The sequence below is a fragment of the Nonomuraea solani genome (assembly GCF_900108335.1).
Classification (GTDB): domain Bacteria; phylum Actinomycetota; class Actinomycetes; order Streptosporangiales; family Streptosporangiaceae; genus Nonomuraea; species Nonomuraea solani.
This window is the reverse complement of record NZ_FNVT01000016.1, coordinates 124871-150848: the sequence shown is the minus strand read 5'-3', so window position 1 is coordinate 150848 and position 25978 is coordinate 124871. Positions and strand designations below refer to the sequence as shown.

Genomic DNA, 25978 nt, shown 5'->3' with positions numbered 1-25978 from the left:
AGGATATCCCACGAGTAAGTCGCGTCCATTACGCGTCCAGCAGGTGAACAGCGCGTCCCCTGAAACGACCTCGTTAAGGGCGGCGCACAATAGACCCCATACAGATTGTGAGGCAGGCATGGCCACAGGAAAGATACGTTATTGGGCCGCGGCCAAGGAGGCGGCGGGAGTCGCCGAAGAACCGTTCGATGCGCTCAATCTTGGTGAACTCATGACGAAAATCACACAAAATCGGGCAGAGCTGGCACGCGTCGTCCGCCGCTGCTCGTTCCTGGTGGACGGTTCCCCGGTCGGCCGGCGACCCCATGACGAGGTGGTTCTCGGCGACGGCGCGACCGTGGAGGTCCTGCCGCCGTTCGCCGGTGGATGAACAGATGGGGTGTACCGGCGGGTGAGTGGGAGCTTTGCGGGGGAATGAGACAAGCCAGTCGGTAGGCTCTTGACCCCCGCTCTAGACAGGGAGCCCCATGCGCAAGCTGATCGTTTTCCTGATCGTGCTCCTTGTCCTGCTGGTCGCGGTCGACAGGGTCGCCGTGGCCGGGGTCGAGCGCGACCTCGCGAACCGCATCGCGGCCTCCTCCAACCTCAGCACCACGCCTACCGTGACGATTGAGGGCATCCCATTTCTCACTCAGGCCGTCTCGGGGCACTATCCAGAGGTACGGTTCAATCTCGGCACGTTCACCTACGGGGGCGTGCCGGTCAGGAACCTGCGGGGCGCCGCCTACGACGTGACGGCACCCCTGGCCGACGTCCTCCAGAACCGTCCCAACATCCAGGCCGGGCGTGTGACCATCAGTGGCACGCTGACCAGGGCGACCATCGACAAGTACGCCCCCGAGGGCGTCAAGATCGGCGGCAACGGGCAGCGGCTGACGGCGTCGGGCGAGGTGATGATGGGGGTGCAGAAGGTGAAGTTCAACGCCGAGATGAAGATCGAGCTGGCCGACGGGGGCATCAGGGTCCAGGCCGAGAAGATCGAGGGCATTCCCGACCAGTTCGCCCGGCTGGTCTCGTACACGATCCCGTTCAAGGGCAAGCTGCCCTTCGACGTCAAGGTGACCGGGGTCAAGAGCGTGGCCGAGGGATTGGAGTTCTCGGCCGAAGCGTCTGACGTGCCGATTCGTGGATGAGGTTGAACCGCTCCGTCCTGGCGTACGTGATGAGGATGTGAGCACAGCGGGCACCGCCGACGAGGAACTCGTGAAGACCCTCTTCGACGAGCACGCCGGGCCGCTCTACGGCTACGTTCTGCGACTGACCGGTGACTCCGGGCGGGCCGAGGACGTCGTACAGGAGACGCTGTTGCGGGCCTGGCGACATCCCGAGGCCCTCTCCGACCGGCCCATCCGCGCGTGGCTGTTCACCGTGGCCCGTAACCTCGTCGTCGACCAGCATCGCGCCAAGAAGGCCAGGCCGCAGGAGACCGGCGACGAGGCGCTGGCGGTGCTGCCGGCCGACGACGAGCTGGAGCGCGCGGTCGAGTCGTGGGCCGTGGCGGAGGCGCTTGCCGTGCTCAGGCCCGAGCACCGCGACGTGCTGCTGGAGGTCTACTACCGGGGGCGATCGGTGAAGGAGGCGTCGGAGACGCTGGGCATTCCGCCGGGAACGGTCAAGTCACGTACCTACTACGCGCTACGGGCCCTGAAACTGGCACTTGAAGAGCGGGGGCTGGCGCCATGATGACGTGCGAGGAGGTCCGCCTGGCCCTGGGCGCCCACGCCCTGGGCGCGCTCGACCCCGACGAGGCACTGGAGATCGACACCCACCTGGCGACCTGCGAGGCGTGCGGCGGCGAGCTGCTGGAGCTCGAAGGCGTGGCCTCGTTCCTGGGCAAGGTGTCGGAACGCGACGTCGAGCTGGTCGCCAGCCCCCCGCGCCAGGTGCTCGACCGGCTGCTGAACGACCGCGTCAAGCGCACCAGGCGCGGCCGCGTCCTGATGGCCGTGGCCGCCTCGGCGGCGGTGCTCGTCGTGGGCGGAACGGTCTATTCGGCCATCCAGCTCAACTCCCAGCAGGCCGCGCCCTCGTCGGCGCTGGCCCCGGTGACGACCAGCTCCGAGGAGTCCGCGCCCAAGGTGATGCGAGACCAGGGCGCGGCGGAGTCGGACAGCTCCCTGCGGAGCGCCGAGCCGTCCCAGTCGCCGGCGGAGAAGCGGCCCACACCGGTCAGGAAACAGGGCGAGGGCCGCAAGTTCACCGGCGAGAACAAGCTCTTGCAGTACAACGCCACCGTGGTGGCCTGGTCGATGGACGGCGGCACCCAACTGGACGTGCAGGTCAGCGGCGTGCCGGTGGACACGACGTGCAGTCTCGTCGTCGTCGCCAAGGACGGGCGGCGCGAGGCCACGGCCGGCTGGGTCGTCAGCCGCGAGGAATACCAGGGCCAGGGCCAGGCCGTCTTCCCCCGCCAGACGACCATGGTCATGCGGGAGATCGCCAGGTTCGAGATCGTCGACGGGGCGGGCAAAGTGCTCGTCCGCGTTCCGGCGCGGAAGTAATCGCGCCTCCGCGCGGTTGCACCAGGGGATGACAGGTCTGTGGGTGGCGCTGGCGACTCTGGCGCTCGGAACGGTGATCGGGGTGATCCGCCTGCGCCGCGACGGACGCGTGCACGAAAGCGACGGCGACCGGCTGTCGGCGGCCGACCTCGGCGCCGGGCTCGGCGAACGGGCGACGCTCGTGCAGTTCTCGACCGCCTTCTGCCAGCCCTGCCGGGCCACCCGGCGGATCCTGGCCGACGTGAGCGCGCTCGTGCCGGGGGTGAGCCACGTCGAGATCGACGCCGAGTCCCGGCTCGACCTCGTCCGGCGGCTCGACGTCATGCGCACGCCGACCGTCTTCGTGCTCGACCCCTCCGGCGCCGTCGTCAAGCGGGCCGCCGGGCAGCCACGCAAGGCCGAAGTGCTGGCCGCGCTGGCCGAGGCCGTACCGCCGTCTCATGAATCGTCTCACCAACCGGACGAGATGTGACAGATGACGAGACGCCGAGTACTGTCGTCGCTATGAACCCATCGACAGAGCTGCTGACGAAGCGGCGCGCGGTAGATTTCTGCCGCGTGGCCACCGCGCTCTGTCGCGCTGCCTGAGGACGATCTCGAGCGGACTTCCGATCCGCCCCGTCGACCCCTTCAGGAGCATCCCGCGATGCGTGCCGATCCTAGAGCGCTGCGCTTCGGCGCGGCCATCACCACCCTGGTCCTCGCCTCTGTCCTGGTGACGGAGAGTGCCTGGCCGCTCGCCGCGCAGGCGGTGGTCTTCGCACTCGGCGCCGCCTGGGCTTCGCCGTACGCGATGCTCTTCAAGGCGTTCGTCAAGAGCGCCCCGAAGGAGACCGAGGACGCCCGCCCGCCCCGCTTCGCCCAGGGGGTGGGTCTGGTCTTCGCGGTCGCGGGCCTGACCGGATATCTCGCCGGGATCGCGCCGCTGGCCCTCGTGGCCACGGCCGCGGCCCTCCTCGCCGCCTTCCTCAACGCAGCCTTCGGATTCTGCCTCGGCTGCGAGATGTACCTGCTGATTCGCCGTCTACTGCCCGCCGCCAAAATGGAGGTTTCCCAATGAGTCGTTCCGCCGCCCTGGTGGACGCCGACTGGGTCGAGGCCAACCTCGACACGCCCGGAGTCGTTCTCGTCGAGGTCGACGAGGACGTCAGCGCCTACGACAAGGGCCACATCCGTGGCGCCGTCAAGGTCGATTGGCGACAGGACCTGCAGGACCCGGTGCGCCGCGACTTCGTGGACAAGACCGGTTTCGAGGCTCTGCTGTCCGACCGCGGCATTTCCAACGATGACACCGTCGTGCTGTACGGCGGCAACAACAACTGGTTCGCCTCCTACGCCTACTGGTACTTCAAGCTGTACGGCCACCAGGACGTGAAGCTGCTCGACGGCGGGCGCAAGAAGTGGGAGCTCGACTCCCGCGAGCTGGTGCGCGAGGTGCCCCAGCGGGCCAAGACGCAGTACACCGCGCAGGAGCAGGATGCCGCCATCCGCGCGTTCCGCGACGACGTGGTCGGCGCGATCGGCAAGCTCAACCTGGTCGACGTGCGCTCGCCCGACGAGTTCACCGGCAAGCTGCTGGCCCCCGCCCACCTGCCGCAGGAGCAGGCGCAGCGCGGCGGCCACGTGCCCACCGCCCGCAACATCCCGTGGTCCAAGGCGGCCAACGACGACGGCACCTTCAAGTCCGACGACGACCTGCGCGCCCTCTACGGGGAGGCCGGGGTCGACTTCGGCAAGGACACCATCGCCTACTGCCGCATCGGCGAGCGCTCGGCGCACACGTGGTTCGTGCTGCACGAGCTGCTGGAGCAGTCCAACGTGAAGAACTACGACGGTTCGTGGACCGAATACGGCTCGCTCGTGGGCGTGCCGATCGAGCTGGGGGAGGCCCGCTGATGACGAGCGCTGCACAGGGTTGCGGAGCGCCGGAGCAGACGATCACGCTGCCCGCCGGAATCGACCTGGCCAACCAGGCCGTGATTCAGGGCGTGGTGACCGGCGCCGGCACCGCGTACGCGCGGCTGCTCGACCACTCCGGTGAGTTCACCGGTGAGGTCGTCGTGTCCGACGAGGGCGTCTTCCGCTTCTTCGCCGCTCCCGGCGACTGGACCGTCCGCATCATCGCGGGCGGCGGCGTGACCAGGGACATCCAGGTCGAGGCCAAGCTGGGCGAGGTCTCCCAGCTCGCCGTCGCCGTCTGACCGCACACATGCGAAGGCCCGCGTCTTTCCTGGACGCGGGCCTTTGGCGTCGGCTTTCCCGGGCGCGTGCAACCGTTTAACTCTCGGCGGTGTTGTACCTGATGTGAGTGAATTCGACTGTCTCGACCCAGTGCGCAAGGCGCTGCTCGACGACCTCGACGAGGGGTTCGCCGAGCTCTACGGCGCCTACCGCGGCCTGGTCTTCTCGACCGCGCTGCGGTTGAGCGGGCGCTGGGCCGACGCCGAGGACCTCACCGCGGAGGCGTTCCTGCGGGCGTACCGGGGACTGGCCGGCTACGACCGCGAGCGCATCGCCGAGCTCCAGCCCCGCGCGTGGGTGATGACGATCCTGATGAACGTCTGGCGCAACTGCGCCCGCGCCAAGTCCCGCAAGCCGCCACCCGACCTGCGCGACGAGCCGATCGACGGCGTCGATCCCGGCGAGGACGTGGAGGACACGGCGGTGCGCCACGAGACCGGCGACGAGCTGGCCCGCATGCTGGGCGAGCTGCCGGAGGAGCAGCGGGCCGCGGTCGTGCTCAGGCACGTCGTGGACCTGCCGGTCAGCGAGATCGCCACCGTGCTGAAGATCCCCCAGGGCACGGTCAAGTCGCATGTGTCGCGGGGGTTGAGGCGGCTAAGAGCACTGGGAGGTGCCCGATGACCCAGGATCCACTGCTCACCGGACTCGCGGCACTGGCGGCCGACCCGCCCGACGGGCTGCTCGACCGGATCGCGGCGCGCTGGGTGAGCGTGCCAGGACCGATCGGGGAGCTGCGGGTGGCGTTCACCGACCAGGGCGTGGCGTACGTGCACGCGGGCGACGGCTTCACCCCGGCGTTCAGGAAGCGCTTCGCCCGCCCCCTGCTGCCCGCGGAGCGCCCGCCCGCCGGCCTGCTGCCCGCCCTGCGTACCGGCCGCCTGTCCGGGTTGCGGCTGGACCTGCGCGGGACGAGCGACTTCCAGCGCGAGGTCCTGGAGACGGTACGCACCATTCCGCGCGGCGAGGTGCGCCCCTACTCCTGGATCGCCGCGCGCGTCGGCCGCCCCAAGGCCGTCCGCGCGGTCGGCACGGCCCTCGGCACCAACCCGCTCCCCCTCCTCATCCCCTGCCACCGGGTCATCCGATCGGACGGCGTCGTCGGCGACTACGTCTTCGGCTCCGCCGCCAAGGAACGACTGCTGCTGGCCGAGGGCACCGACCTGGACGGGCTGCGTGAACTGGCTGGGGAGCGCGTGTTCTACCTGGCCAGCGACACGACGGGCGTCGTGTGCTTCCCGACCTGCCACAACGCCAGGCGCATCACGCCCAGGCACCGGCACGGCTTCCGCACTCTCGTCCAGGCGGGCGCCGCCGGCTACCGCCCGTGCCGCACCTGCCGGCCGGCTCAGGGCTTGGTGGGGTAGCGCATCAGCAGCGTGGCGCGTACGACGTCGGGGCCGTGCGCCCGGTAGCCGTGCGGCACGTCGGACCGCCACGAGATGTGGTCACCGGGCCCGGCGGTGAGCGGCTCGTCGATGGGGCCGGCGCTCAGGGTGCCGGTGAAGACCGTGACGTGCTCGCTCACGCCCTCGTGGTGGGCGGGGGAGGTCTGGGTGAGGCCGGGCGGGACGCGTACGCGGTAGAGCTCGTAGGTGACGCGGTCGTCCTCGAACACCTCGAGCAGCTCGGCCTCGATCGCCGTGCCCCGCATGATCTGCGGCTCGGGCGGCGCGTCGAGTATCGCCCCGATCGGCACGCCGAGCTGCGCCGTGATGGCCCACAACGTCTCCAGGGTGGGGTTCCTGGTCCCGGTCTCCACCCCCGACAGGGTCGCCTTGCCGATGCCCGCCCGCTTGGCCAGCTCGGACAGCGACACCCCGCGCGCCTGCCGCAGCCGCCGCAGCCGATCTCCCACCACGCGAGGATCTGTGTCGACTGCGGGCTGCGGCTCCATACAGTCATGTTGCCCCACGTACGTCGCCGAGGGGTGCGTATCGGGCAGCGGATATTTCGCCGTTGCCCTGGGGCGACTCACGCTATGTGATCATGCAACTTTCTGGAGTTGCGGCTGCGGCACAAGGGACAGACCGATACGATTCGACAGATGTCCGGATCGCCAGGTGTGACGGCACCACCCCGACCTGGGCCTACACCGGCTCAGCGAATGCCGTCGCCGTACTCGCTTCCCCTGCACGCACTACGGCTGGCGGGGAAATGCGCGCTGCCGCTGATCCTCTGGTTCTCCGCCGGCGAACTGGCGCGCTTCGTCCTCCTGTACGGCGCCGTCGAGGTGGCCTACGGCGACGCCAGGCAACTCCGCCTCGTGGCCGTCATGACCCTGCTCACGCTCATCGTCCTGGTCGCGATGACCGTCACCATCGGGATGCTCCACAGCCTGCGCGGCGCCCTGTGGGAAATGCGGGCCAGAACCGAGGAGGGCGCGCCGGACGAGCGGTTCTTCAGGGTGCTCGACCGGGCGGCCCCCGCCTACGCCGTGCTCTATCTGGCATGGGGCTTCCAGACGGAGGACGCCAGGGCCATCTATCAGATGGACATCTTCCATCACTACTACGACGGGACGGAAGCTTCGTGGTTCGGTGAGAAATCGGTGGTCGGGCGCGGACTGATCGACCTTGACTGGCGCATTTCGCTCGTCGCGATGGCCGTGATGTTCGGGCTGAAGCTGCTGTTCGCCAAGCTCCTGGAGAACAAGCAGGGCAAGTTCTACGGCTTCGGCGCGGCCTTCAGCGAGTTCGCGTTCGTCTTCCTGGGGCTCAACGCCACATACTCCTTCGCCCAGGCCCGTGCCGACTGGATCGAGCACCGCAACGTGGTCGCCGACTCGGAGGAGGTCCTGGACGAGGCGCGGACGAGCGTGCCGGGCTGGGACGCGTTCACCACCGGGTTCGCGGACGTCTGGCCACTGCTCCTGGAGGCTGTCGCGGTTCCGCTGGCCTGGCTGACGGTGGCCATGCTCGTCTTCGGCGCCTTCTCGGACGACACCCGGGCCCTGGTGAAGGGCACCCGCCTGGAGAAGGGCGTGGACCGCCTGGAGAGCAGCCACGACCTCACGCAGAAGTCGTTCAACCAGGTGACCGGCGGGTTCAGGGACCGCTGGGTGCCGCTGGCCAACTCGCTGCGAATGATCTTCAAGGGCGGGTTTCCCCTGTTCGGCATGATGTGCCTGTGCTACGTCAGCATCGACGTGGCCGCTCAGTACGCCGACCGGGTGGTTCGCACGCTCATCGGCACCGGCGAGGAATGGATCTGGGTCCTGCAAGGGCCGCCGGTGGCGTTCGTACGGGACATGATCGTGACCGTGGTCACCATGGCCCTCCTGGCGGCCACGTACGACATCGCGGCCACCAGGGCCCGGCTCAAGGGCGAAGCGCTCAGCGACGCCTGAACCGCAGGACCTCGTTGTCCTCCCCCATCTTCTCCACGGTCTCCCGTTTGAAGAGGTCCTCCGTGGGCGTGTCCGATCGGTAGGAGCTCGGCCGGAAGCTGAGCTCGACCTCGTTCGCCACCGGGGTGGGCACGATGGCCATGCCGTCGATCTTGTACTCCTTGCCCACTTCGAGCTTGTCCTCCGTCGACAGCGTGCCGTACCGGTCCATCACCACGGTCCAGGTGCGGCCCCGGCGGTCTTCCAGCTCGACGTCGTAGGGCGCGGAGGTCATGGTGGCCTGGGCGGCGTCGAGCACCTTCTTCGAGATGACCACCTTCAACCACGTCACCTCAGGGCCGTGCTTGCTGTCTTTGGGGGCCTGGGTGGGGGTGATGCTGGACTTGTACTCGATGTTGTGGACCTTGCCGACTCCGCCCGCGGCGACGGTCGTCACCTTGATGTCCTGGGTGACGGTCTTCTCCCTGAAGAGATAACCGTCGTACACCTGCGCGCCGGTGGCGAGAAGCGACACGAGCACGGCGCCCGCGGCGACCAGCAGCGTGCGCTGCCGCCGGGGGCGCGGGGCGGGCTGGGCGGCGGCGGGCTCCTGAGGGCCCTGAGGCGGCGGTTGACGGTCTTCCGGCCGCGGAGCTTCCGGAGCGGTGGCCGGCGCCGGTGCGGGCAGCCGTACGGCGGGGATGGGCTGAGTGCTGCCACCGACGGGCTCCCGGGCGGCGGGAGGCCAGACCTGCTGGTCGGAATGGAGGTGCCGGGGGCGTCCCTGGTGCGGCGCGGTGGGCATCCCGTGCCGTGGCACCGGACGCTGCGGGCGTGAGACGTCGGGCGGACCACTCCGCGCCCGAGCGGCATCCGGCCCGGCCTGTCCGTAGGGTGCGCCGGGCGGCGGGCTCTGTCCGTAGGGTGCGCCACCTTGGCCGGGCGGCGGGTTCTGCCCGAAAGACGGGCCGCCCTCGGCGCGAGGTCCTGAGGGCACGCCTCCCATGGTGGGCGGCACGCCGTGGCCGTGCGTCATGCCGGTCCCCGGCGGGTTGCCGGGTGGCTGCTGCTGTGGCTCCTGGACGTGGCGCCTGCCCCGGCGCGGCAGCGTCCCCTGCTCGAACGGCATCCCCTGCTCACGAGACGGAGCCGGCCTGCCCTGATCGCTGATCGGCGGGACGATCTGGTTGTAGGGGATGGTCTCCTCGGCGGGCGAAGGCTCGTCCAGAGGGACGCTGAGACCAGGAGGAGGAGTCGAACTGGGCGGTGGCGGCCGATCCTCCTCCCGCCATGGATCCTCCTCCTGCCACCGGTCGTTCTTCGGCGCGAACCAGCCACGCTCGTCGTTGGTGCTCATCCCGCGATCACTTCTTATCCGTCGAGTAGACGTCCTGCGGCGAGGCGGCGAGCTTGCGCGCCGCCGCCTCGTCCAGGCCGAGATCCACCTCGACCTCTGGTTCGAACGATTCCACCAGTCCCGCCTTCGCGGGGAGAGCGATGATGACCCGCGCCTCCGGCAGCGCCGAAGCGGGCACTTCGAAGAAGAACCGGCCGCTGACCCAGATGTCCGGCTGCACCCACGCGTTCGAGAGCGTCAACGTGCTGTCCACCCTGTCCGTGGCGGAGAACCTCTTGCCGTCGGCGGTCAGCAGCACCGGCTGGCCCAGGTGGTAGGGCTCGAAGCTGCTCTTGGCCGAGACGTTGATGATGAAGAACAGGCCGTCGGTCCCTATGGTCTTGCCGCTGCTCTGGATCGACTTGGCGGTGGAGAAGGAGTCCAGCCGCGCCGTGAACCGCCCCGCGTCCACTGCCTCGCCCTTGGCGCCCACGTACGTCAGTGGTGCGAGGCGCGCTTCGGGGCCGAGCTGCAACGACTGCACGCAGAGAGCGCCGATGATCAGCACGAGACCCGCGGCGGTGGTGAGGAGCACGGATCCGGTGCCCTCGCGCCGACGCCCGGCCCGCCTGTTCGCCCGGGACGGAGCAACGGCTGATCTTGGTTCTGTCGCGGTCACGCTCCGTCACCTCCCTGGACCGGCAACGTCACCCGCGCCGTGACCTCGGGGAGCACCTTGTCGTTCTTCTCGTCGCTGACCATCCGCCACTCCGAGATGCCGCTGAGGAAGCTGGGACTCTGCTCGAAGGAGGCCACGTCGAGGGTGATCTCCTTCGGCGGCTGGTCGGTGTCCTTGAGCTGGTACCGGACGATGACCTTCGTGGCCACTCCGGGGTGGAGCTGACGGGTCTCACCGTCCTTGGCCAGCCCGAAGGTGAAAGGGCCGGCGTCCTTGCCGAAGGCCGGGGTGATCCTCACCAGCGACCCGGCGAAGGAGGTGCCGGTGAACGCCTTCTCGAACGTCTCGGGCGGCATGCCGATCGAGGCGGTGTCGTCTCCCTGGTTGGTGACGTCGAAGACCATCTCCACGAACCGCTTGTCCTCTTCGAAGTCGGTCTTGGCCGGTTCCACCGTCACCCGGGCCTCGACGAACTCGGTGGAGTAGCGGCCCTGGTCGACCACCACGCCCTGCTTCTGGGGCTCGGGCAGTTCGGGGGCCTGGCCGAGTCCGCCCAGCAGGGCGGTGATCCCGACACCGGTGAACGCCACCAGAGCGACTGCGGGCACCACTACCGGGCGTCTGGGCTTGTCAGTGCTCTCGCCGGAGGGTTCCGTCATGGATAAGGATGGTAATAGGTATCGCTTGTCCCATTCGCCGCAATGCTCCCATCGGACCGGGCGATTTGCCGAGAACCCTGCCGCTACCGGGCTTGTAGCTCATACGCTGTCACGAAGCGGAAAGGGCTGACCCCCACTCCTAACGACATATCGGCGGCCGGAGGGTCACGTGACGGACGTGCATCCTGAGCATGCCCAGCTCCAGGCGGACCGCATCTACCTGGGCTGGCAGTACATCCTGCTGCACCCCGACCCCGGCCCCCCGCCCAAGCGGCCCTCGCCCGTCGAGGAGACGGCGCCTGCGGCGGAGCCCGATCCCGCCGAGCTCGAGTTACTTCGCCGTGAACGGCTGCAAGAGGACATGCTCAACCGGCCGGTACGAATTTTCCGGCTGTTCATGTTGATCCTGACCGTCCTGATCCTGGCGGCGGCCCTGTCCGGATACCTGGGCTGGTCGTTCGCGCTGCTCGGGCTCGTCGCCGCCGGCGGTGTGGCGGGGATCTGCAGTTACGCGCTGGTGCAGGGCGATCGGGCGGTCAAGTACCGGGTGCTGGAGCAGCGGGCCAGGGACGAACGGCAGCAGCGGGAACGTGACAAGGAGCTGTTCCGCGCGCAGGAGGAGCACGCCCAGCGCTACCGCGAGTGGCAGGAGTCCAAGGAGCGGCACGACCGGCAGCTCACCTGGTACGCCGTCGCGGTGCCCGACGAGATCGACCGCATCGACGTGGCGGGCGGCACGCTGCCGGGATGGTCGGCGCTGGTCACCCTGCTCGGCGCGACGCGGCTCTACAGCGGCGGCCATCTCACCGTGCTCGACCTGTCCGAGGGCGCGATCGCCAAGGACCTCATCGAGCTGGCCCGCAAGGGCGGCGACGACCCGCTGGTCTGGGTGCTGCCCGTCGATCTGCCCAAGCTCGACCTGGGCGCCACGCTGAAGCCTGAGGCGTTCGCGGACGTGCTGGCCCACGTGGTCAGCGTGAGCGAGGAGCACCGCACCACGCGCGACCTCAGCTTCGACAACGCGATCCTGGAGCGGGTGCTGGAGGTGCTCGGCGACAACGCCACGATCAGCCAGGTGACCGCCGCGCTGCGGGCGCTGGCCCAGGTGGGCGACCCACGCGACGACCTGCGGTTCGGGCTGATCACCGCGACCCAGTTGGAGCGCATCGGGACGTTGTTCGGGCGCGGGGTGAGCGACCGGGTGGTGATCGAGCGGGCCTGGGCCCTTGAGTCGCAGCTGCGCAAGCTGGAGACGCTGGGCACCGAGGCCGTACGCCTGCCGCCCGCCAGGCTCCGCGTGGTGAGCATGGACCGGCAGGCGGGCGTGTTCGGCAACCGGGTGCTCGGCACTTACGTGGCCACCGCCCTGACCCACATCCTGCGCCAGTCCGCCGCCTCCGACCGGCCCTGGTACCACACGATCATCGTGGCGGGCGCGGACAAGCTCAGGGGCGACGTGCTGGACCGGCTGATGGACGCCTGCGAGACCTCGCGTACCGGACTTGTCCTGACTTATCGGTCGTTGACCCCGACCGTGCGGGAGCGGCTCGGCCGCGGGCACGCCGCGGTGGCCTTCATGCGGCTCGGCAACGCCGAGGACGCCCGGGTGGCCAGCGAGCACGTCGGCACCGAGCACCGCCTGGAGCTGGCCCAGCTCACCGAGACGATCAGCGACTCGCTGCCCGGCCTCGACGGCGGCTACATCTCGACGATCGCCCAGCTCGACGACGAGCGGGAGGACCGCGCCGAGAACCACGCCGACCTGGCCGGCGACATCACCGAGTCCACCGAGTGGGGCAGGACCGCCGACAAGATCTCGGAGAAGGAGCGGGTGCTGCAGCGCTCGCGCGAGTTCCTCGTCGAGCCGCACGAGCTCCAGCAGCTCCCCACGACGTCGGTGATCGTCACGGACGCCACGGCCCAGGGCAGGCGCGTACGCCTCGCGGACGCCAACCCGGCCATCCTCACCTTCCCCAAGACCACGCTCGGCGAGCTGGAGGACGTACGCGAGGCCGTACTCGCCCTCGACCCCAAGGACGGCGACGGCAACGGAGAGCCGCCACCGAACCTCGGGCCACCACCGCCACGCCTGGACTGGCGCAAGGGCAGGCAATGACATGGTCAATGTCAAGGTGACGAGCTGACGGTTGGCGGAATTTACTAAAGAACCGTCTGTGGGGGAATGAAATGCAGCCGAGTGTCTCGCTGAGCGGGCCCTGGTATCGAATCCAGTCGATCGCAGCACCCTCGCGTAGTTCGTCGGCCGAATGGGACTTCGTCACCGTGCTTCCCGCGGTGCTGTCGGCGGCGCAGCGCGACCGGCCTTTTGTGATCGGGTGGCTGTCGCGTGGCTCGGGAGCGCCACTGGAACTCATCACCAACGCGGGCCCGCTGTCGCCACCGCGCCAGCCGCGCCGGGCCACCGACGCGCCCGGCCATCCGAGCGGGCCGCAGCCCTTGCTGTTTCCCGGCGGGGCGTGCGGGGTGCAGCTCGACGACGAATATCTGGCCGACCTGGCCGACCTGGTGTGGACGCCGTGCCCGGGGCGGCAGGCGCCGCCGCTGGGCAGCAAGGGGCGCGAGTTCGACCCGGACGAGCTCCGGCGGCCGACGTTGTTCGAGTCGACGCTGGTGACGCTCATGTCGCGGCCGTTCGCGTGGCTGGTGGTGGCCGAGCCGACCGACCTGCTCGACGCCGAGGTGGCCCACCTGCGCACCCAGCTCAACGTGCTGCGCCAGTACGGCGACGCCTCCGAGCGCTCCCGCTTCGACGCCGAGCGGGCCGAGCGCCGCATGCAGGAGCTGGACGCCTTCCGCGAGGCGGGCCTGTGGAACGTTCGAGTGCTCGCCGGCGGCGCCACGGCCGACGAGCTGCGCCAGATCGCGCCCGTGCTCGTCGGGTCCGTCGAGATGAGCCACCACCCGTACCGCCTGCGCAGCTCCCACGGCGCCGTCTACGCGCTGTCGGAGGCCCTGGCCATCACCATGCAGGACCCCGCCGACGGCGCCGCGGCCCCGTTCGCCGCCACCGCGGGGGCGCTCGCCGCGCTGGCCGGGCTGCCCCGGCGGGAGGTGCCGGGGGTGCGCGTGCTCGAATCGGGCTTCTTCGACGTGACCTCCGAGGCCGAGGGCGGCGAGCTGGAGCTGGGCGAGATCCTCGACGGCCAGGACCGCGGCGTCGGCTCGTTCCGGGTGCCGCTGGCCACGCTCAACCGGCACGCGTTCGTGACGGGCGCGACCGGCTCGGGCAAGTCCCAGACCGTACGCCACCTGCTGGAGCAGCTCAGCAGGGCCCGCATCCCGTGGCTGGCCATCGAACCGGCCAAATCCGAGTACGCCGCCATGGCCGGCCGCATCGACGACCCCATCACGGTGATCAACCCGTCGGCGCCCGACGGCGTGCCGTTCAGCATCAACCCGCTGGAGCCCGAGCCCGGCTACCCCGTGCAGGCCCACATCGACATGGTGCGCGCGCTGTTCATGGCGGCCTTCGACGCCGAGGAGCCGTTCCCGCAGATCATGTCGCTGGCCCTGCAGCGCGTCTACGAGGCCACCGGCTGGGACGTCGTCACCGGCGGCGCCGTGCCCGGCTCGAACGTGCCGCCCAGCGTCCCCACCCTCGAACAGCTCCAGCAGCACGCCATGGACGTCATCAAGGAGATCGGCTACGGCCGCGAGGTCCAGGCCGACGTCGAGGGCTTCATCTCGCTGCGGCTGCGCTCGCTCCGGGTGGGCTCGGCGGGCCGCTTCTTCGAGGGCGGGCATCCGGCCGACATCGGCGGCCTGCTGCGGCGCGACGTCGTCCTGGCGATCGAGGACGTCGCCAACGACGAGGACAAGGCGTTCCTCATGGGCACGCTGATCATCCGGATCGTCGAGCACCTGCGCATGCGGGCCAGGAGGGAGAAGGCCGACGGGCTGCGCCACGTCATCGTGATCGAGGAGGCGCACCGGCTGCTGCGCGACCGTGGCCACGGCCGGGCCTCGACCCACGCCGTGGAGCTGCTGGCCGGCCTGCTCGCCGAGATCAGGGCGTACGGCGAGGGCATCGTCGTGGCCGAGCAGATCCCCACCAAGCTCATCTCCGACGTGGTCAAGAACACCGCGCTCAAGGTCGTGCACCGGCTGCCCGCCGAGGACGACAGGAAGCTCGTCGGCGCCGCCATGAACCTGAGCGACGAGCAGTCCCGCCACGTGGTCTCGCTCCAGCCGGGCGCGGCCGCCGTGTTCGCCGACGGGATGGACCGGCCGCTGCGCGTGCGCGTACCGCTGGGTGAGGCCCGCGAGAAGGTGCTCCCAGGCCCGCCGCCGCCCATCCGCGGGCGCAGGTCGGCGGCGTGCGGGGCGCAGTGCCGCACCGGGCAGGCGTGCACGCTGGTGGAGCTGCGCGAGGCCGACGTGCTGGCCGACGCGCCCGAGTGGGCCTGGCTGCGCATCTGGTGCGACACGGTCATCCTGGCCTTCGTCAGCAACCGGCCGCTGCCCGGCGTGCCGCGCGCCCTGGCCGCCGCCTGGTCCGACCTGCCGGCCAGGCGCCGGGAGTGCCTGCTCGCCACGCTGGTCGAACGCGCGGTGCAGCGGCGCGCCTGGTCGCTGCGGAGCTGGTTCGACCCGGCGCTGCTGACGGAGAAGGCGGCCGAGACGGCCACGCGCCTGCTGTCCGCGCTCGACAGCGGCGGCGAACGCCCTGGGGCGTCGTGGGTCATCCCGCAGGTCCGCTGGCTGCACGAGGTGGACAGGCTCTTCCCGTACGGCCAGCCGGCCCCCAACCTGCGCAGCCCCGCCCCGCCCATGGAGTACGCCCTGTTCCGCCAGCCGAACGGCAACGGCACGGGCGACCTCGTCCACACGGAGCTGCTCGGCCACCGGGCCAAGGCGCTGCGCCACCACCCGCTGTCGATGGAGGTCGACCGCAACAGGGCGCTGGCCTGGCGGGTGATCCTGGGCGACGACGAGAACGAGGGCGTGCAGCGCGACATCACGACCGTCGCGATCGGCATCGAGGCCACGGCCAGGATCCGGCACGTCGGGCAGACGATGGGGGCGGGATGGCTGGAAGGGGTGCTGTCGTGGCCACGCCGCTTCGTGCTGCCGTTCGACCACGGCGGCGCGCCGGAGATCGCTTTCGCGGACTCCCCGCCCGCCTGACTTTCGTGTGCGTCATCAGACCAAGGCCCAACGACGACTAGGATCCTTGGGCATGACCCAGCTTCCTTTGCGGGCGCAACTCGCCAGCGCCCTGGGCCGCAGCGCCGCCACGCTGTCCAGGATGACCGGGCGCGGTGACGGCTCGGTGATCGGCGGGCGGGTGGGCCTGATGCTAGAGCCCGACCTCCTGCGCAAACTCGCCCGCGACCGCAAGCTGGCCCTGGTCAGCGCCACCAACGGTAAGACCACCACGACCAGGCTGATCACCTCCGCCCTGCTGGAGTTCGGCGAGGTGGCCACCAACGCCTTCGGCGCCAACATGCCGGCGGGCCACGTCTCCGCGCTCTCCCAGCACAAGGGCGCCCCCTACGGCGTGCTGGAGGTCGACGAGAAATACCTGCCCGAGGTGCTCGACACGACCGGCGCCGGCGTCGTCTGCCTGATGAACCTCAGCCGCGACCAGATGGACCGTGCCGCCGAGATCTGGCTGCTGGCCCAGAAGTGGCGCAGGGCCCTTTCCGGCAAGCCCACCCATGTCATCGCCAACTGTGACGACCCGCTCGTCACCTGGGGCGCCTCCACCGCCGCCAAGGTCACCTGGGTGTCCGGCGGGCAGCGGTGGAAGGAGGACTCCTGGTGCTGCCCCGAGTGCGGCGGCCCGCTCGACCGCAAGGACGCCGACTGGGCGTGCCGGGAGTGCACCTTCCACCGGCCCGAGCCGCAGTGGGTGCTCGACGACGACATGGTGGTCGATCCGTACAAGCAGCGGTGGCTGCTCGACATCCAGCTTCCCGGCCTGGCCAACCGCTCCAACGCGGTGATGGCGCTGGCGGTGGCCGAGGCGTTCGGGCTGTCCGTCGAGCGGGCGCTGCCCCGGCTGCGCGAGGTCACCTCGGTCGCGGGCCGCTACACGACCGTCGAGCGTGAGGGCCGCCACGCGCGGCTGCTGCTGTCGAAGAACCCGGCGGGCTGGCTGGAGGCGTTCGACGTCGCCGATCCGCAACTGCCGATCATCCTGTCCGTCAACGCGCAGGGCCCCGACGGCCGCGACACCTCGTGGCTGTGGGACGTCGACTACCGCATCCTGCGCGGGCGTCCCGTCTTCGTCACCGGCGAGCGCCGTCTCGACCTGGCGCTCCGGCTCGACGTGGCCGACGTGCCGTTCATGTTGTGCGACACGTTCAGCGAGGCCCTGGCCATGCAGCCGCCCGGCCGGGTCGACGTGATCGCCAACTACACCGCCTTCCAGTCGATCCGATCGGAGTTCGGACGTGCCGTCTGACAGCGCACTCAGCATCGTCTGGATCTACCCCGACCTGCTGAGCACCTACGGTGACCAGGGCAACGTGCTCGTCCTGGAGCAGCGGGCGCGGCGCCGGGGCATCGAGACGGAGACGATCCACGTACGCTCGGCCGACCCCATCCCCGAGACCGGCGACATCTACCTGATCGGCGGCGGCGAGGACCGCCCGCAGATCCTGGCCGCCGAGCGTCTGCGTAGAGACGGCGGCCTGCACCGCGCCATCGCGCGCGGCGCGGCCATGCTGGCGGTGTGCGCGGGCTACCAGATCATGGGCAGCACGTTCGGCGGCGAGGAGGGCCAGCCGGTCGACGGCATCGGGCTGCTCGACATCGCCAGCTCCCGCGGGCCCGCGCGGGCCGTGGGCGAGCTGGTGGCCGAGGTGGACGCGGCGCTCAACCTGCCCACGCTGACCGGCTTCGAGAACCACATGGGCATCACCCACCTCGGTCCCGGGGTCAAGCCGCTGTCCCGGACGATCAAGGGCATCGGCAACGGCGACGGCTTCGAGGGCTGCTACGCGGGCCACGTCGTCGGCACCTACCTGCACGGCCCGGCGCTGGCCAGGAACCCGGCGCTGGCCGACCTGCTGCTGGCGTGGCGGGTGGGGGAGCTGGCGCCGCTCGACGACTCGCGCTACGAGGCCCTGCGCCAGGAGCGTCTGGCGACCGTACTGCAGCACTAAACGCCCCTCTGTGGGTAGGGCGTGCGGAGTGGGATCCACCGTCACCGTCCCCCAGACGCGCACGATGAGCGGAGAGGAACTCTCCGCCGACGACGCGTGGGAGACCCTCAGGAAATACGGCGCGTGGCATTTCGCGCGCGACTCGCTGATCAGGTTCAGGTACGGCGACGGCATGAGCCACTCGCGGGCCCTGGCCTTCCAGATCTGCCTGGCCATCATCCCCGGCGCCATCGCCCTGGTCGGTCTGAGCGCCGTGACCGACCAGGAGCAGTTGGGCCGGGTGCTGGAGCTGACCCTGCGCGCTCTGGCGCCCGGAGACGGCGGTGAGGCCGTCGCTCAGGCCCTCTCGGGTGGCGACCGCACCCGGGACGAGCTGGCCCTCTGGCTGGGCCTGGGGACCACGCTGGCGGCGCTGACGACCGCGATGGCGCAGTTCGAGCGCGGGGCGAACCGGATCTACGGGGTCGAGCGCGACCGGCCGTTCCACCGCAAGTACGCCAGGGCGGCCGTCCTCGCGCTGACCTCCGGGGTCTGCATGATCACCGGGTTCACGGTCCTGGTCGGCGGCGGCGAGCTGGGCCGGGCGATGGCCGAGGTGTTCGGCTGGGGTTCGGGGGCCCGCCAGGCGTTCGCGTTCGCCCGCTGGCCGCTCGGCTTCCTGCTGGCGCTGGTGTCCACGGTCATCCTGTTCAGGGCCTCGCCCCGGCGCCGGCAGCCCGGCCACACGTGGCTGGCCGTCGGCGCGCTGGCGGCGCTGGCCCTGTGGATCCTCTTCACGCTGGGCCTTGCCCTCTACACCGAGTACAACGGCACGTTCGGTCACACGTACGGGCCGCTGACCGCCGTCATGGCGCTGCTGCTGTGGTCGTTCCTCAGCTCGATCGCGCTCTTCCTGGGGCTGGCGTTCGCGGCGCAGTTGGAGGCGTGCCGCGCCGGTTGCGTGGCGCCCGCGCATCCCGACGCCGGGCCGAGCGCCGAGGAGGAGCGCGAGCCGCTGGTGGGTGAGGTCGGCTCCGCCGTGATCACCGCCGCCCGCAGACTGCTGCGTCGTTGAATTCAGTAGACCAGGGCCTGGGCGCCTTCGGCGACCGCCTCCTCGACGAACGCGGGCGCCCCGGCGATGCGGACGCCGTCGATGAGGTCGTCGACCGTGATCTCCCTGCGGGCCGCGCACTGGGTGCAGAGCGTCACCCGGCCGGCCGCCAGCACGGCGTCGAGCAGGTCGGCGAGCGGAGCGGCGTGCGGCAGAGCGAACTCCTTGGCCCGGCCCGGCAGCGCGAACCACGACGCCTCGCCGGTCAGCCACAGGGAAACGGATACGCCGCTCGCGAGCGCGGCGGCCGCGACCGTGAACGCCTGGTTGCAGCGCTCGGGGGCGTCGGCCCCGGCGGTCACCTTGATCACCAGTGATCGTGCCATGTCCGCCACCCTAACCCCCCGGGAGGTCTGTCCCCACTACTCTTGGACACCATGGAAGAACCTGAGGTGCACCCCGACCTGGAGCACATCGCGTTCCTGCTGGGGCGCTGGGAAGGCGCCGGCGTGGGCGGCTACCCGACGATCGAGAGCTTCAACTTCGGCCAGGAGATCGAGTTCGGGCACAACGGCAAGCCGTTCCTGAGCTACGTGAGCCGCACCTGGCTGCTCGACGACGCGGGCGACCGGGTCAAGCCGCTGGCCATGGAGTCGGGATACTGGCGGCCGCAGCCGGACCGGCAGATCGAGGTCGTGCTCGCGCATCCGACCGGGGTCGTCGAGGTCTACGTCGGCGAGGTCGTCTTCCACAAGATCGAGCTGCAGACCGACGTCGTCGCGCGTACGGCCTCCGCCAAGGAATACACCGCGGGCCACCGCCTCTACGGGCTGGTCAACGGCAACCTCATGTGGGCCTACGAGATGGCGGCCGTCGGCCATCCGCTGACCGACCATATGTCGGCGGAGCTGAAGAAGGTAGCTTGAGCCGTTATGAGCACGCCTTTCACCGCTGACGCCGTCGAGGCGATCAAGCGGCACATGAACGACGACCACACCGACGACGCGCTGATCATCGTGCGCGGGCTCGGCGGCCGGCCGGAGGCGGGCACCGCCATGACGACCGGCGTCGACGCCGAGGCCATCGAGTTCACCATCGACGGCGGCGAGCGGGTCAGGGTGCCCTGGGGCGAGACGATCACCGAGCGGGCGCAGGTGCGCCAGGCCGTGGTGCGGCTCTACCGGGAGGCGTGCGAGAAGCTGGGCATCGAGGCCAGGGGATCGCACTAGGGGAAGAACTGAAGAGGGCCCCGGGCAACACTCCGCCTGCCGTGCAGACGGGCCGGATGGACCATGGCCGGGATGTTGGATCCCGCCCTCCGGCTGCCAGGGGCCCCGGTGGTTGCCTCGATTTCGCTGAACGTCACGAGACAACAGTCCGCGTCGTCAGCGGACAACCACCTCGCTAGCCCGACTATGACTATCCATTATTCGGACCACCTCCTTTCCGCGTACCCATGAAGCTATGCGCTCGGCCGCGACAGGGGCAAGTGAATATCACCGAGCCGTAGACTCGGGGCATGACGGAGACGCAGTGGCATGAGGAACTCCGCGCCAAGGGCTACCGGGTCACCCCGCAGCGTCAGCTCGTCCTCGAGGCGGTCAAGGCACTGGAGCACGCCACGCCGGAGGAGATCTGCGTCAAGGTGCGCCAGACGGCGCGCGGGGTGAACATCTCGACCGTTTACCGCACGCTGGAGCTGCTCGAAGAGCTCGGCATGGTCACCCACACCCACCTCGGGCACGGCGCGCCGACCTACCACCTGGCCACCGAGGCCGACCACGTGCACCTGGTGTGCCGTGGTTGCGACGAGGTGATCGAGGTCCGGCCCGAGCTGGCGGAGGGCCTGGTCAAGGGGCTCGACGAGGAGCTGGGGTTCGCCGCGGACGTCCATCACCTGACCGTCTTCGGCCGCTGCCGCAACTGCCGTTAGCCTGGAAGGCATGCGTAGCCCTCTGCTCGATCTCCCCGGCGCCGTTGCCGCCGACGGCCCCGACTCCGACGTAGCGGCGCACTACGGCGACCTGTTCGCCGAGCAGCGCGCGCTGGCCAAGGGAGAGGCGGTCGTCGACCGCAGCAACCGCGAGGTCGTCCGCGTCTCCGGCGCCGACCGGCTGAAATGGCTCAACGACCTGACCTCGCAGAAGCTCGACACGCTCAAACCGGGCGAGTGGACCCAGACGCTCGACCTCGACCTGCAGGGCCGCGTGCTGCACCACCTGACGCTCGTCGACGACGGCGAGGCCCTGCTGGCCCACGTCGAGCCCGGCACCGCGCAGAGCCTGATCGACTACCTCGACCGCATGCGGTTCATGCTGCGGGTGGAGGTGTCGCGGGCCGACGACCTGGCCGTGCTCTCCACGGCCACGGAAGACCTGCTGGTGCCGCGGGCCGAGCTGGCCGAGCACCTGGGGCGGCCGGTGGCCGGGCTGTGGGCCTACGAGGCGCTGCGGATCGAGGCGCACCGGCCGCGGCTGGGTTTCGAGACCGACCACAAGACGATTCCCCACGAGGTGGGCTGGATCGGCGCGGCCGTGCACCTGGGCAAGGGCTGCTACCGGGGCCAGGAGACGGTGGCCCGGGTGCACAACCTGGGGCATCCGCCGCGGCGCCTGGTGTTCCTGCACCTCGACGGCAGCGTCGACACGCTGCCCGCGCACGGCGCTCCGGTGATCTTCGAGAGCCAGGAGGTCGGCGTGGTGGGCTCGGCAGCCCGCCACCACGAGCTGGGCCCGATCGCGCTGGCCGTGGTCAAGCGCACGGTGCCGGTGGACGCGCCGCTGCTGGCCGGCGGGGTGGCCGCGAGCCAGGAGGTCGTCGTGCCGCCGGACGCCGGTCGCAACGTCACCATCGACCCGGCGATGCGCCGCCGCATCAGATAACCGATTTCAGATATCGACGACGAGCGTGATCGGCCCGTCGTTGACCAGCGACACCTTCATGTCGGCGCCGAACACGCCCGTCTCCACGTGCGCGCCCAGCGCCCGCAGCTCTTCGACGACGGCATCGACCAGCGGCTCGGCGACCGGGCCCGGGGCCGCCGCCTGCCAGGTGGGCCGGCGGCCCTTGCGCGCGTCGCCGTACAGCGTGAACTGGCTGATCACCAGGAGCGGCGCCGACACGTCGGAGCAGGACTTCTCGCCGTGCAGGATCCGCAGGCCCCACAGCTTGGCGGCGAGCTTGGCGGCCTCGGCGCGCGTGTCGGTGTGCGTGACGCCCACCAGGACGAGCAGGCCCGGCTCGGTGATCGCCCCGACCGTGCGCCCCTCGACCTCGACCGACGCCGAACTGACTCTCTGTACGACTGCTCGCATGGGAAACCATTCTGGACCAGGTCAAACCCTCCCTACACTCGTACGGAAGGGGGAAGTGAGATGTCGATGATCGTAGAAGTCGTCCGGTCCGGGTTCGTGGAGTCCACGCATCAGGCACGCATCCTGACCGTGGACGCCCAGGGACTCCCGGTCGAGGCGAGGGGCGCGGTGCACGTACCGGCCTCGCCGCGGTCGTCGATGAAGCCGCTCCAGGCGCTCGGCATGTTGCGCGCCGGGCTGCGCCTGGAGGACGAGCTGCTCGCGCTGGCCTGCGCCTCGCACTCCGGCGAGCCGTTCCACGTCGACGGGGTCAGGAAGATCCTCGCGGGGGCGGGGCTGGAGGAGTCGGCGCTGCAGTGCCCCGAGGACTATCCGTTCGATCGGGCGGTGACCGAGCGCGGGCGGGTCTTCATGAACTGCTCGGGCAAGCACGCCGCCATGGTGGCCACGTGCGTGGTGAACGACTGGCCGGTGACGACGTACCGGGAGCCGGCGCATCCGCTGCAGCGGGCCATCAGGGAGACGGTGGAGGAGCTGACCGGCGAGCGGGTGGCGGCCTCCGGGGTGGACGGGTGCGGGGCGCCGCTGTTCTTCGTCTCGATGCTCGGCGTGACCAAGGGGTTCCGTGCCTTCGCCCTGTCGTCCCCTGACTCGTACGAGCGCAAGATCTTCGACGCCATGCGCACCTACCCCGAGTGGACCTCGGGCACCGGCCGCGTCGAGGCGGAGATCATGCGCGCGATCCCCGGGCTGATGCTGAAGACGGGCGCGGAGGCGTTCGACGCGTTCGTGTTCGAGGATGGCCGCGCGGGCACCGTCAAGATCGAGGACGGCTCCATGCGCGCCCGAGTCCCCGCCACCGTGGCGGCGCTGCGCTCCCTGGGCCTGGACGCGCCCGAGCTGGCCGAGCTGGCCGCCCCGCCGGTGCTCGGTGGCGGGCGGCCCGTCGGGGAGCTGCGGATCCGCTAGAGGGTGCGGAACTGGCGCGAGGCCGAGATGGCACCGGAGGTCGTCGTGGTGAACGTGCGCATCGACCCCGCGAACTTGGACAGGTCCCACTCCGCCGGCCCGTGATACCAGTACAGGTTGTCGGCCTGGTGGCCGTTGCCCGTGACCGAGGCCACCACCCGCGCCCAGTGCTCGACCCCGTCGAAGATCACGGCGTAGGGCAGGTAGCGGGAGAACAGCTCCACCCGGTGCTGCTCGGGCACCTCGCCCAGCTCGCCGGAGAACAGGTACTGGCGAAAGCCCATGGTGTGGGCCAGCGCCGCCGAGCCCTTGGCGGTCTTGGCCGGCATGTACTGGCCGCCGACGGCCAGCGCGCCGCCCGCGATCACCAGCGCCAGGCCGAGCAGCCCGTACGTGGTGAACCAGGCCAGCGCCACGGTGGCCAGCAGCCCGACACCGATGAGGATCACGCCGATCGTGGTCCACCGGGTGCGCTCGGTGTCCGGGCGGCGGGCGAACCAGCCCTGCCGGACCACGTCGGCGTAGAGCGCGTCGCGCACCTTGCCCAGGTGGCTGGCGAACGAGCCGGACAACTGCGACAGCAGCACCGCGTCCCGGCCGTCGAAGATGGCGTTGTAGAGGGCGTTCTCGTAGGGCAGGAGCGCGTTGACGGGCGCGTTCGGCTGCCTGACCAGCATCCAGTCGGGCGCGTCGTACGTCTGCCGCGGCTGCTCGTCGATCCGCAGGTAGCCGCGGACCGCGAGGTCCACGATCGTGGCGGTGACGTCCACCACGTCGGCCTGCTCGTCCACCAGCGTGCCGATCTGGCCGGGCCGCACCCCGTCGGGCGGGGTGAAGTGACCGTTCTGTACCGGATCGACCGCGCCGCTCTCGTGGCCCGCGACCCGGGCGTCGCGGCCCCGCGTCCAGTAGAGCAGGACGATGCCGCCGAGCAGCAGCACCAGCAGGCCGGCCAGGGCGCCGCCGGTGACCAGGTCGAGGGTGAACGCGGCGGCCAGGGAGAAGCGCTTCTCCAGGATCGGGGTGCCGCCGCTCGACCCCTTGGGGTATCCGACGACCACGGTCAGCGCCTGGCCGGGGCCGATGTTCGCCTGCTCGAAGTCGGCCTGGGTGGCCGAGTGGTCCATCGAGGCCGAGGTGCAGCCGATGGCGGAGGTGAGCTCGCCGGCGAAGCAGGACAGGTTCTGCACCTGCCCCGGGCCCTCCACCTTGACCGTGGCCTTGGCCACCGGCTGGTTCCAGCCGTTCACGGCGAACCAGCGCAGCTCCTCGACACCGCCCGAGGTCGTCACCGCGCCCTTGACGTCGTACTCGACGGTCTGGCCCGTCACGGTGAGCACGTCGCCGGCGAGGGTGCCGCCCTTGACGTTCGAGATCTGGTAGACGCGGTCGTTGTTGTCGTCGTACCGCGTCCTGGTGATGAACGTCCGCTTGAGCTGCCCGGACGCCCCGCTGATCTTCTCGACCACGTGCAGGGTGCCGTTCTTGCCGAGGGTCATCGTCACCTCGTCCGTGATTCCGGCCGCCGCCACGGCGGGGGCGGCCGTCAACGTAAGAGCGGTGGCCGCCAGGGCGGCCAGCGTGAGTCTGAAACCCTTCATGGCGGCAAATCGTAGCGGTTGGTCACAGGGTGATGCTGGTCGCCGCCTTCTGCACCGTTTCCGGTGCGGCGCCCTGGCCGGGGTTCTCGAACGGGAGCGCCTGGTTGGCGTCGACGAACGGGCGCATGCGCTCCTCGTAGCGGTCGAACGCCGCCGCCGGGTCCCGGTCGAGCTCCTCCGCCAGCACGTACGCCCCCACCACGGCCAGGCTCGTGCCCTGCCCCGACAGCGGCGAGGCGCAGTAGCCCGCGTCGCCCACCAGCGCGACCCGGCCCTTCGACCAGCGCTCCATCTTGACCTGGGCCATCGAGTCGAAGTAGAAATCGTCGGACTCCCACATGGCCGCGAGCAGCCTGGGCCCCTCGTAGACCGCGCCGCAGCGCTGCTCGACCAGGCGCTTCTGCTGCTCGATGTCGCGGTGGTCGTAGTCGAGCGGCTCGGCCCTGAAGCCCAGGTTGACCCGCATCACGCTGGTGTCGCGGTCGCTGAAGACCGCGCCGCCCGCGTCGCCCTCGTTGAACCAGGTCTGCCAGTGGTCGAGGCCGACGAAGTTGGCGGCGGTGAAGATGGAGACGTACGTGCCGAGGTGGTGCACGAACTGCGACTCCTCGCCGAAGGCCAGCCGCCGGACGTTGGAGTGCAGGCCGTCGGCGCCGATGATGTAGTCGTAGCGGCCCTGGCGCCCGCTCTCGAACGTCACCTCGCCGTCGTCGGTGAGGGTGGCGATCGAGTCGTCGTACAGATATTCGGCGTCCGAGGCCGCGATGAGGATGGCGTTGAGGTCGTCGCGCATGATCTCGACGTCGGGGCTGTCGAACCGGCCGCCGCTGAGCGTGGCCTCCTCGTCGCGCATGAGCTCGTTGCCCGCGGTGTCCACCATCGACATGCCGCGCATGGTCGTACGCAGCTCCCTGACCTGCTCCAGGAGGCCCATGCGCTCGACCACGGTCAGCGCGGCGCCCCTGAGGTCGACGGCCTGGCCGCCCTTGCGCGGGGCCGGGGCCCGCTCGACGACCGTGACCTCGTGCCCGTACCGCCGCAGCCAGTAGGCCAGGACCGGTCCGCCGACGCTCGCTCCGGAGACGAGAACCTTCATGATGTGCTCCCTTGTTCGTTTGCCGTTGACGTTGTACGCAGAACTGAATGTACGCAGTACATACAGCAGGTCGCAAGGCTATAATGGG

Annotated in this window: 30 protein-coding genes; 22 read left to right on the top strand and 8 right to left on the bottom strand. The window is 70.2% G+C overall.

Annotated elements, in window-relative coordinates:
• Nucleotides 1-118 precede the first annotated feature (118 nt).
• The 11 genes from C4V41_RS41895 (at nucleotide 119) to C4V41_RS41850 (ending at nucleotide 6109) form a co-directional block, all read left to right on the top strand.
• A complete protein-coding gene (locus C4V41_RS41895; protein ID WP_103961583.1) occupies nucleotides 119-370 on the top strand; it encodes a MoaD/ThiS family protein in 252 nt (83 codons plus the stop codon).
• A gap of 97 nt (nucleotides 371-467) precedes the next feature.
• A complete protein-coding gene (locus tag C4V41_RS41890) occupies nucleotides 468-1133 on the top strand; it encodes an LmeA family phospholipid-binding protein (RefSeq protein WP_103961582.1) in 666 nt (221 codons plus the stop codon).
• A gap of 37 nt (nucleotides 1134-1170) precedes the next feature.
• The gene (locus C4V41_RS41885) at nucleotides 1171-1683 is read left to right on the top strand and encodes a sigma-70 family RNA polymerase sigma factor (RefSeq protein WP_103961581.1); all 513 of its coding nucleotides are present in this window, start codon (nucleotides 1171-1173) and stop codon (nucleotides 1681-1683) included.
• The gene (locus C4V41_RS41880) at nucleotides 1680-2501 is read left to right on the top strand and encodes an anti-sigma factor family protein (protein WP_103961580.1); all 822 of its coding nucleotides are present in this window, start codon (nucleotides 1680-1682) and stop codon (nucleotides 2499-2501) included. The genes C4V41_RS41885 and C4V41_RS41880 overlap by 4 nt, the downstream gene beginning before the upstream one ends.
• Before the next feature lie 43 nt (nucleotides 2502-2544).
• Nucleotides 2545-2973 carry a thioredoxin family protein gene (locus C4V41_RS41875; protein WP_407670143.1) on the top strand — a complete coding sequence of 143 codons (429 nt, stop codon included), beginning with the start codon at nucleotides 2545-2547 and terminating at the stop codon, nucleotides 2971-2973.
• A gap of 32 nt (nucleotides 2974-3005) precedes the next feature.
• Nucleotides 3006-3089, top strand: a complete 84-nt coding sequence (locus C4V41_RS66240) for a putative leader peptide (protein ID WP_350668905.1) — start codon at nucleotides 3006-3008, stop codon at nucleotides 3087-3089.
• Between the two features lie 58 nt (nucleotides 3090-3147).
• Nucleotides 3148-3561, top strand: a complete 414-nt coding sequence (locus C4V41_RS41870; protein ID WP_103961578.1) for a DUF4395 domain-containing protein — start codon at nucleotides 3148-3150, stop codon at nucleotides 3559-3561.
• Nucleotides 3558-4397, top strand: a complete 840-nt coding sequence (locus C4V41_RS41865) for a sulfurtransferase (protein ID WP_103961577.1) — start codon at nucleotides 3558-3560, stop codon at nucleotides 4395-4397. Before C4V41_RS41870 ends, C4V41_RS41865 begins: the two co-directional genes overlap by 4 nt.
• Entirely contained in the window at nucleotides 4397-4702 is a 306-nt protein-coding gene (locus tag C4V41_RS41860; protein ID WP_103961576.1) for a DUF1416 domain-containing protein, read from the top strand. Before C4V41_RS41865 ends, C4V41_RS41860 begins: the two co-directional genes overlap by 1 nt.
• A gap of 103 nt (nucleotides 4703-4805) precedes the next feature.
• A complete protein-coding gene (locus C4V41_RS41855) occupies nucleotides 4806-5366 on the top strand; it encodes an RNA polymerase sigma factor (RefSeq protein WP_235030716.1) in 561 nt (186 codons plus the stop codon).
• Nucleotides 5363-6109 (top strand): methylated-DNA--[protein]-cysteine S-methyltransferase, encoded by a 747-nt coding sequence (locus tag C4V41_RS41850; protein ID WP_103961575.1) that lies wholly within the window; start codon nucleotides 5363-5365, stop codon nucleotides 6107-6109. The genes C4V41_RS41855 and C4V41_RS41850 overlap by 4 nt, the downstream gene beginning before the upstream one ends.
• Here the strand turns inward: C4V41_RS41850 and C4V41_RS41845 are convergent.
• A complete protein-coding gene (locus C4V41_RS41845; RefSeq protein ID WP_235030715.1) occupies nucleotides 6091-6600 on the bottom strand; it encodes a helix-turn-helix domain-containing protein in 510 nt (169 codons plus the stop codon). The genes C4V41_RS41850 and C4V41_RS41845 overlap by 19 nt on opposite strands.
• Before the next feature lie 249 nt (nucleotides 6601-6849).
• Here C4V41_RS41845 and C4V41_RS41840 point away from each other — a divergent pair, with 249 nt between their 5' ends.
• Nucleotides 6850-8091, top strand: coding sequence for a hypothetical protein (locus tag C4V41_RS41840; protein WP_103961573.1), 1242 nt, complete (start codon nucleotides 6850-6852; stop codon nucleotides 8089-8091).
• On the opposite strand, the gene C4V41_RS61105 is transcribed toward C4V41_RS41840, so the two are convergent.
• From C4V41_RS61105 to C4V41_RS41825, 3 genes are all read right to left on the bottom strand, one after another.
• Complete coding sequence (locus C4V41_RS61105) at nucleotides 8078-9427, bottom strand: hypothetical protein (protein ID WP_146103985.1); 1350 nt, start codon at nucleotides 9425-9427, stop codon at nucleotides 8078-8080. The genes C4V41_RS41840 and C4V41_RS61105 overlap by 14 nt on opposite strands.
• Before the next feature lie 7 nt (nucleotides 9428-9434).
• Complete coding sequence (locus C4V41_RS41830; protein WP_103961571.1) at nucleotides 9435-10001, bottom strand: hypothetical protein; 567 nt, start codon at nucleotides 9999-10001, stop codon at nucleotides 9435-9437.
• 80 nt (nucleotides 10002-10081) lie between these two features.
• Complete coding sequence (locus C4V41_RS41825) at nucleotides 10082-10744, bottom strand: hypothetical protein (protein WP_146103984.1); 663 nt, start codon at nucleotides 10742-10744, stop codon at nucleotides 10082-10084.
• 169 nt (nucleotides 10745-10913) lie between these two features.
• Here C4V41_RS41825 and C4V41_RS41820 point away from each other — a divergent pair, with 169 nt between their 5' ends.
• The 5 genes from C4V41_RS41820 to C4V41_RS41800 all read left to right on the top strand — a co-directional run bounded on the left by C4V41_RS41820 (nucleotide 10914) and on the right by C4V41_RS41800 (nucleotide 18931).
• Entirely contained in the window at nucleotides 10914-12860 is a 1947-nt protein-coding gene (locus tag C4V41_RS41820) for a hypothetical protein (protein ID WP_103961569.1), read from the top strand.
• Between the two features lie 71 nt (nucleotides 12861-12931).
• The gene (locus C4V41_RS41815) at nucleotides 12932-15892 is read left to right on the top strand and encodes an ATP-binding protein (RefSeq protein WP_103961568.1); all 2961 of its coding nucleotides are present in this window, start codon (nucleotides 12932-12934) and stop codon (nucleotides 15890-15892) included.
• Nucleotides 15893-15944: 52 nt separating this feature from the next.
• Nucleotides 15945-17174 carry a MurT ligase domain-containing protein gene (locus C4V41_RS41810; protein ID WP_103961567.1) on the top strand — a complete coding sequence of 410 codons (1230 nt, stop codon included), beginning with the start codon at nucleotides 15945-15947 and terminating at the stop codon, nucleotides 17172-17174.
• A complete protein-coding gene (locus tag C4V41_RS41805; protein WP_103961566.1) occupies nucleotides 17164-17877 on the top strand; it encodes a type 1 glutamine amidotransferase in 714 nt (237 codons plus the stop codon). The genes C4V41_RS41810 and C4V41_RS41805 overlap by 11 nt, the downstream gene beginning before the upstream one ends.
• A gap of 28 nt (nucleotides 17878-17905) precedes the next feature.
• Nucleotides 17906-18931 carry a YihY/virulence factor BrkB family protein gene (locus C4V41_RS41800; protein ID WP_103961565.1) on the top strand — a complete coding sequence of 342 codons (1026 nt, stop codon included), beginning with the start codon at nucleotides 17906-17908 and terminating at the stop codon, nucleotides 18929-18931.
• 2 nt (nucleotides 18932-18933) lie between these two features.
• Here C4V41_RS41800 and C4V41_RS41795 read toward each other — a convergent pair whose 3' ends face one another.
• A complete protein-coding gene (locus tag C4V41_RS41795) occupies nucleotides 18934-19296 on the bottom strand; it encodes a DsrE family protein (RefSeq protein WP_103961712.1) in 363 nt (120 codons plus the stop codon).
• 51 nt (nucleotides 19297-19347) lie between these two features.
• On the opposite strand from C4V41_RS41795, the gene C4V41_RS41790 reads away from it, so the two are divergent.
• From C4V41_RS41790 to ygfZ, 4 genes are all read left to right on the top strand, one after another.
• On the top strand, nucleotides 19348-19836 hold the full coding sequence (locus tag C4V41_RS41790; RefSeq protein WP_103961564.1) for an FABP family protein: 489 nt from the start codon (nucleotides 19348-19350) through the stop codon (nucleotides 19834-19836).
• 6 nt (nucleotides 19837-19842) lie between these two features.
• Nucleotides 19843-20139 (top strand): DUF2470 domain-containing protein, encoded by a 297-nt coding sequence (locus tag C4V41_RS41785; RefSeq protein ID WP_103961563.1) that lies wholly within the window; start codon nucleotides 19843-19845, stop codon nucleotides 20137-20139.
• Nucleotides 20140-20429: 290 nt separating this feature from the next.
• Nucleotides 20430-20843: a Fur family transcriptional regulator gene (locus tag C4V41_RS41780; RefSeq protein ID WP_103961562.1), complete on the top strand. Its 414-nt coding sequence runs from the start codon at nucleotides 20430-20432 to the stop codon at nucleotides 20841-20843.
• Between the two features lie 10 nt (nucleotides 20844-20853).
• A complete protein-coding gene (gene ygfZ / locus C4V41_RS41775; RefSeq protein ID WP_103961561.1) occupies nucleotides 20854-21792 on the top strand; it encodes a CAF17-like 4Fe-4S cluster assembly/insertion protein YgfZ in 939 nt (312 codons plus the stop codon).
• A 6-nt stretch (nucleotides 21793-21798) separates the two neighbouring features.
• On the opposite strand, the gene dtd is transcribed toward ygfZ, so the two are convergent.
• Nucleotides 21799-22224 (bottom strand): D-aminoacyl-tRNA deacylase, encoded by a 426-nt coding sequence (gene dtd, locus C4V41_RS41770; RefSeq protein WP_103961560.1) that lies wholly within the window; start codon nucleotides 22222-22224, stop codon nucleotides 21799-21801.
• 66 nt (nucleotides 22225-22290) lie between these two features.
• Between dtd and C4V41_RS41765 the strand changes: the two genes are divergently transcribed.
• Nucleotides 22291-23193, top strand: coding sequence for an asparaginase (locus C4V41_RS41765; protein WP_235030714.1), 903 nt, complete (start codon nucleotides 22291-22293; stop codon nucleotides 23191-23193).
• Here C4V41_RS41765 and C4V41_RS41760 read toward each other — a convergent pair.
• Together C4V41_RS41760 and C4V41_RS41755 are read right to left on the bottom strand one after the other, a co-directional pair.
• Nucleotides 23190-24794, bottom strand: a complete 1605-nt coding sequence (locus C4V41_RS41760) for a DUF2207 domain-containing protein (RefSeq protein WP_103961558.1) — start codon at nucleotides 24792-24794, stop codon at nucleotides 23190-23192. The genes C4V41_RS41765 and C4V41_RS41760 overlap by 4 nt on opposite strands.
• Nucleotides 24795-24816: 22 nt before the next feature.
• Nucleotides 24817-25890, bottom strand: coding sequence for an FAD-dependent monooxygenase (locus tag C4V41_RS41755; protein ID WP_103961557.1), 1074 nt, complete (start codon nucleotides 25888-25890; stop codon nucleotides 24817-24819).
• Nucleotides 25891-25978: the final 88 nt, after the last annotated feature.

What these genes read in the sequence shown, in the direction of transcription:
- C4V41_RS41895 (WP_103961583.1), top strand. Translation starts at nt 119, where the DNA reads ATGGCCACAGGAAAGATACGTTATTGGGCCGCGGCCAAGGAGGCGGCG.
- C4V41_RS41790 (WP_103961564.1), top strand. Translation starts at nt 19,348, where the DNA reads ATGGAAGAACCTGAGGTGCACCCCGACCTGGAGCACATCGCGTTCCTG.
- C4V41_RS41890 (WP_103961582.1), top strand. Translation starts at nt 468, where the DNA reads ATGCGCAAGCTGATCGTTTTCCTGATCGTGCTCCTTGTCCTGCTGGTC.
- C4V41_RS41850 (WP_103961575.1), top strand. Translation starts at nt 5,363, where the DNA reads ATGACCCAGGATCCACTGCTCACCGGACTCGCGGCACTGGCGGCCGAC.
- C4V41_RS41780 (WP_103961562.1), top strand. Translation starts at nt 20,430, where the DNA reads ATGACGGAGACGCAGTGGCATGAGGAACTCCGCGCCAAGGGCTACCGG.
- C4V41_RS41865 (WP_103961577.1), top strand. Translation starts at nt 3,558, where the DNA reads ATGAGTCGTTCCGCCGCCCTGGTGGACGCCGACTGGGTCGAGGCCAAC.
- C4V41_RS41840 (WP_103961573.1), top strand. Translation starts at nt 6,850, where the DNA reads ATGCCGTCGCCGTACTCGCTTCCCCTGCACGCACTACGGCTGGCGGGG.
- C4V41_RS41880 (WP_103961580.1), top strand. Translation starts at nt 1,680, where the DNA reads ATGATGACGTGCGAGGAGGTCCGCCTGGCCCTGGGCGCCCACGCCCTG.
- dtd (WP_103961560.1), bottom strand. Translation starts at nt 22,224, where the DNA reads ATGCGAGCAGTCGTACAGAGAGTCAGTTCGGCGTCGGTCGAGGTCGAG.
- C4V41_RS66240 (WP_350668905.1), top strand. Translation starts at nt 3,006, where the DNA reads ATGAACCCATCGACAGAGCTGCTGACGAAGCGGCGCGCGGTAGATTTC.
- C4V41_RS61105 (WP_146103985.1), bottom strand. Translation starts at nt 9,427, where the DNA reads ATGAGCACCAACGACGAGCGTGGCTGGTTCGCGCCGAAGAACGACCGG.
- C4V41_RS41825 (WP_146103984.1), bottom strand. Translation starts at nt 10,744, where the DNA reads ATGACGGAACCCTCCGGCGAGAGCACTGACAAGCCCAGACGCCCGGTA.
- C4V41_RS41815 (WP_103961568.1), top strand. Translation starts at nt 12,932, where the DNA reads ATGCAGCCGAGTGTCTCGCTGAGCGGGCCCTGGTATCGAATCCAGTCG.
- C4V41_RS41810 (WP_103961567.1), top strand. Translation starts at nt 15,945, where the DNA reads ATGACCCAGCTTCCTTTGCGGGCGCAACTCGCCAGCGCCCTGGGCCGC.
- C4V41_RS41870 (WP_103961578.1), top strand. Translation starts at nt 3,148, where the DNA reads ATGCGTGCCGATCCTAGAGCGCTGCGCTTCGGCGCGGCCATCACCACC.
- C4V41_RS41860 (WP_103961576.1), top strand. Translation starts at nt 4,397, where the DNA reads ATGACGAGCGCTGCACAGGGTTGCGGAGCGCCGGAGCAGACGATCACG.
- C4V41_RS41785 (WP_103961563.1), top strand. Translation starts at nt 19,843, where the DNA reads ATGAGCACGCCTTTCACCGCTGACGCCGTCGAGGCGATCAAGCGGCAC.
- C4V41_RS41795 (WP_103961712.1), bottom strand. Translation starts at nt 19,296, where the DNA reads ATGGCACGATCACTGGTGATCAAGGTGACCGCCGGGGCCGACGCCCCC.
- C4V41_RS41760 (WP_103961558.1), bottom strand. Translation starts at nt 24,794, where the DNA reads ATGAAGGGTTTCAGACTCACGCTGGCCGCCCTGGCGGCCACCGCTCTT.
- ygfZ (WP_103961561.1), top strand. Translation starts at nt 20,854, where the DNA reads ATGCGTAGCCCTCTGCTCGATCTCCCCGGCGCCGTTGCCGCCGACGGC.
- C4V41_RS41765 (WP_235030714.1), top strand. Translation starts at nt 22,291, where the DNA reads ATGATCGTAGAAGTCGTCCGGTCCGGGTTCGTGGAGTCCACGCATCAG.
- C4V41_RS41755 (WP_103961557.1), bottom strand. Translation starts at nt 25,890, where the DNA reads ATGAAGGTTCTCGTCTCCGGAGCGAGCGTCGGCGGACCGGTCCTGGCC.